Source organism: Luteibacter sp. P4_D7_3, from assembly GCF_056401735.1.
The window spans coordinates 1-3,411 of sequence record NZ_JBFUIT010000380.1; the positions used below are offsets into that span (position 1 = coordinate 1).

The following is a 3,411-nucleotide window of genomic DNA, read 5'->3' on the forward strand; positions in this document are numbered from 1 at the left end:
AGGCAAGGGCGTTCGCGTGCTCAACCTCGACGGCTCGGAGATCGCGCTATCGCGCACGGGCTGGAATCACTTCGTCGCATGAGCACGAAATACGTCCTCGATCCCGCCGATCGCCGTCGCCTGCTGGCATCGCCGGCAGGCTGGATAGCCTGCGGTTTCGGTTCCGGACTGACGCCGAAGGCGCAGGGCACGTTCGGTTCGCTGGCGGCGATCCTGCCGTGGTTGTTCCTGCGCACGTTGTCCATCGAGTACTGGCTGGCGATCATCGCCGTGTCGTTCGCTTTGGGTGTGTGGGCATGTGACGTCGCCGGTCGGATCATCGGGGTCGCCGATCACCGAAGCCTCGTGTGGGATGAGTTCGTTGGCCAGTGGATCGCGTTGATCCCTGCGCTGTTCATTCACGAGCTGTGGGCTGTGCCTGCGGCGTTCGTCCTGTTCCGGGCGTTCGACGTCCGCAAGCCCTGGCCGATCGGGTGGATCGACAGGCGGGTGAAGGGAGGGCTGGGCGTCATGATCGATGACGTGGTCGCCGGGGTCTTCGCTGCCGTCGTGCTTTACCTGATCTACATCATCTCCACGGGCATCATCATCGGGTTCGCCGGGTACCTCATCTATTTAATGTTCGGCCACCACTCTTAGGGCATCCTCATGGAATACCGTCGTCTCGGTTCGACCGGCCTGAAACTCTCCGCTCTGTCGTACGGCGCATGGGTCACGTTCGGACGTCAGGTCGGGCGCTCCGATGCGCGCGAACTGATCGCGCTGGCCTACGACCGCGGTGTCAACTTCTTCGATAACGCCGAGACGTATAACGCGGGCGACGCCGAGCGGCTGATGGGTGATGTCATTGCCGATCTGCGCTTGCCGCGCGATGCCTACTGCGTATCGAGCAAGGTCTATTTCGGTGCGGTGACCGACCCGAAACCGACGCAGCGCGGCCTCTCGCGCAAGCACGTCTTCGATGCCTGCCACCAGGCACTCGAGCGCCTGCGCGTCGATTATCTCGACCTGTATTTCTGCCATCGCCCCGATCCGGACACACCTGTGGTGGAAACCGTGTGGGCGATGGATGCGTTGATTCGCCAGGGCAAGGTGCTCTACTGGGGTACCAGCGAGTGGCCGGCCGAGCTCATCGCCCAGGCGCATCGCGTCGCACGCGAGAACCATCTTGTTGCACCGTCGATGGAGCAGCCGCAGTACAACCTGTTGCATCGCGATCGCGTCGAGCAGGAATACGCATCGCTCTACGAAGACCACGGCATGGGCACCACCATCTGGTCGCCGCTGGCGTCGGGCCTGCTCACGGGCAAGTACAACGATGGCATTCCTGACGACTCGCGCCTCGGCCAGGCAGGTAACGGCTGGCTACGTGACGCCCTTCTCGAAGACGGTGGCGCGAAGTTGAAGACAGTGCGTGCGCTGGCGCCGATCGCCACCGAGCTCGGCTTGCCGATGGCACGATTCGCGCTGGCATGGTGCCTGAAGAACCCGCACGTCTCGACCGTGATCCTCGGGGCGAGCAAGAAAGCGCAGCTCGAGGAGAACCTCATGGCGCTCGATGCGGTGAAGCTGCTCGACGATAGCGTGATGCGGAAGATCGATGCGGCGTTGAAGCCCGCCGCATAGGGGCGCGCTTTTCTGTAGGAGCCGATTCATCGGCGAAGGGTGCTCGCCGAGTCCCGGCCCGCTGCTGCGGGATCGCCGATGAATCGGCTCCTACAGCTACAGGTTAAATGTCGCCGTATAGCGCCTGTAACGCCGCGATGGCAGCAAGGCCGGCCGTTTCGGTGCGGAGGATGCGCGGCCCCAGCTTCAGGCCCGTGAAGCCCGCGGTGGCGAGCGCCGTGCGGTCGCGTTCACCGAAGCCACCTTCGGGCCCGATAGCGAGGATGGCGGCTTCGCTGAGGTGGAGTTCGCCCGGGCGTTTCGTTCCTTCGGGCAGCAGGGCGAGCCGCATCGGGCCGCCTTCGCCCAGCGACGCGAGCCACGCAGCCAGCGGCTGCGCAGCCTCGATCAACGGCACCCGCGCACGTCCTGACTGTTCGCACGCACTCGACGCCACGGCGCGCCAATGCGCAAGACGCTTCTCGCTGCGGGCGGCGTCCAGCTTCACTTCAGAGCGCTCGGTGAGGATCGGGACGATGCGCGCGATGCCGAGCTCGGTCGCCTTCTGCACGATCAGGTCCATCTTCTCGCCCCGTGCCACGCCCTGGGCGAGGGTGAGTGACAGCGGCGACTCGTTGGTGACCACACGCCCTTCGCCTACCGAAGCGACCACTTCGCGCTTGCCGACCGAGGCAAGGGTGGCGTCGAACTCCATGCCATCGTCGCCAGCGAAGAGCACCACCGGGGCGCCGACCTCCATGCGCAGCACCCGGGCGACATGCTCGCCGGCCTGGGCGGGCAGGGTGATGTCGCGGCCGGTGGCGAGCGGCGCGTCGACGTGGATGCGGATGGTTCGCATGGATGAGCCTTGTGTCACGGAACGTCCATTGTAGCGAGCGGCGAGGCTCGCTATCGTCGGCCCATTCACGACGGAGCCCTGCATGCCGATCGCCTGGTACTTCGATTTCGTTTCCATGTTCAGCTGGCTTCAGTGGCCGGCGGTGCGCGACCTATGCAGGACGCACGAGGTTTCGCTGCGGCCGATGCTGTTCGGGGCCCTCCTCAAGCAGATGGAGCAACGCGGCCCGGCGGAGATCGAGGGCAAACGTGAGTTCACCTATCGCTACGCCCTGTGGCGTGCACGGCAAGCCGACGTACCGCTGAAGTTCCCGCCGACCCATCCGTTCAATCCGCTGCCGGCCCTGCGCCTATGCATCGCGGCAGGTGGCACCGTGGAAGCCGTGGGTGCGATCTTCGAATGGATATGGGCCCATGGACGCGCGGCGGACACGCCGGAGGCCCTGGCCCCGCTGGCGGCGTCGCTGGGTATCACCGACCTTCGCGCCGCCCTGTCGGCGCCCGAGGTCAAGGCGGCCTTGCAGGCCAACTTCGAGCTGGCCATGCAGGACCGGGTGTTCGGCGTGCCGACCCTCGCGATCGGCGGCGAGCTGTTCTGGGGTGCGGATGCCCATGACTTCGCCATGGACTTCCTCGCCCACCCCGACTTGTTCGACGACGCGGAGATGGCCCGGCTGGGCGATCTTCCGATCGGCCTTTCGCGGATCTAGCGCACGGCTTGTTCGATACCGGCGATGRCGGTGTCGACCATGAAGTCGATCTCGCTTTCGGTGATGACGTAGGGCGGCATGAAGTACACGATGTTGCCGAGCGGCCGCAGCAGCGCGCCGTGGTCCAGTCCATGGCGGTAGACGCGAAGGCCGCGCCGGTCGGCGGCGGGGAAGGGCGTGCGGGTCGCCTTGTCGGCGACCAGTTCGATCGCGGCAATCATGCCGGTCTGTCGTACGT

Annotated in this window: 4 protein-coding genes and 1 pseudogene; 3 read left to right on the forward strand and 2 right to left on the reverse strand. The window is 65.6% G+C overall.

Annotation, left to right across the window (positions count from 1 at the left end):
* Window positions 1-78: 78 nt before the first annotated feature.
* Both AC1DSN_RS20185 and AC1DSN_RS20190 read left to right on the forward strand, forming a co-directional pair.
* Window positions 79-639: a phosphatidylglycerophosphatase A family protein gene (locus tag AC1DSN_RS20185; RefSeq protein ID WP_063573525.1), complete on the forward strand. Its 561-nt coding sequence runs from the start codon at window positions 79-81 to the stop codon at window positions 637-639.
* Between the two features lie 9 nt (window positions 640-648).
* Entirely contained in the window at window positions 649-1,626 is a 978-nt protein-coding gene (locus AC1DSN_RS20190) for a potassium channel beta subunit family protein (RefSeq protein ID WP_477293675.1), read from the forward strand.
* A gap of 103 nt (window positions 1,627-1,729) precedes the next feature.
* Here the strand turns inward: AC1DSN_RS20190 and AC1DSN_RS20195 are convergent, their stop codons facing one another.
* Window positions 1,730-2,464 carry a 16S rRNA (uracil(1498)-N(3))-methyltransferase gene (locus tag AC1DSN_RS20195; protein WP_477293677.1) on the reverse strand — a complete coding sequence of 245 codons (735 nt, stop codon included), beginning with the start codon at window positions 2,462-2,464 and terminating at the stop codon, window positions 1,730-1,732.
* Window positions 2,465-2,546: 82 nt separating this feature from the next.
* Here AC1DSN_RS20195 and AC1DSN_RS20200 point away from each other — a divergent pair, with 82 nt between their 5' ends.
* Window positions 2,547-3,173, forward strand: coding sequence for a 2-hydroxychromene-2-carboxylate isomerase (locus tag AC1DSN_RS20200; protein WP_213948623.1), 627 nt, complete (start codon window positions 2,547-2,549; stop codon window positions 3,171-3,173).
* Here the strand turns inward: AC1DSN_RS20200 and AC1DSN_RS20205 are convergent.
* A pseudogene (locus tag AC1DSN_RS20205) lies at window positions 3,170-3,411 on the reverse strand (adenosylmethionine--8-amino-7-oxononanoate transaminase); the annotation flags it as partial. The gene AC1DSN_RS20200 and the pseudogene AC1DSN_RS20205 sit on opposite strands and share 4 nt — an antisense overlap.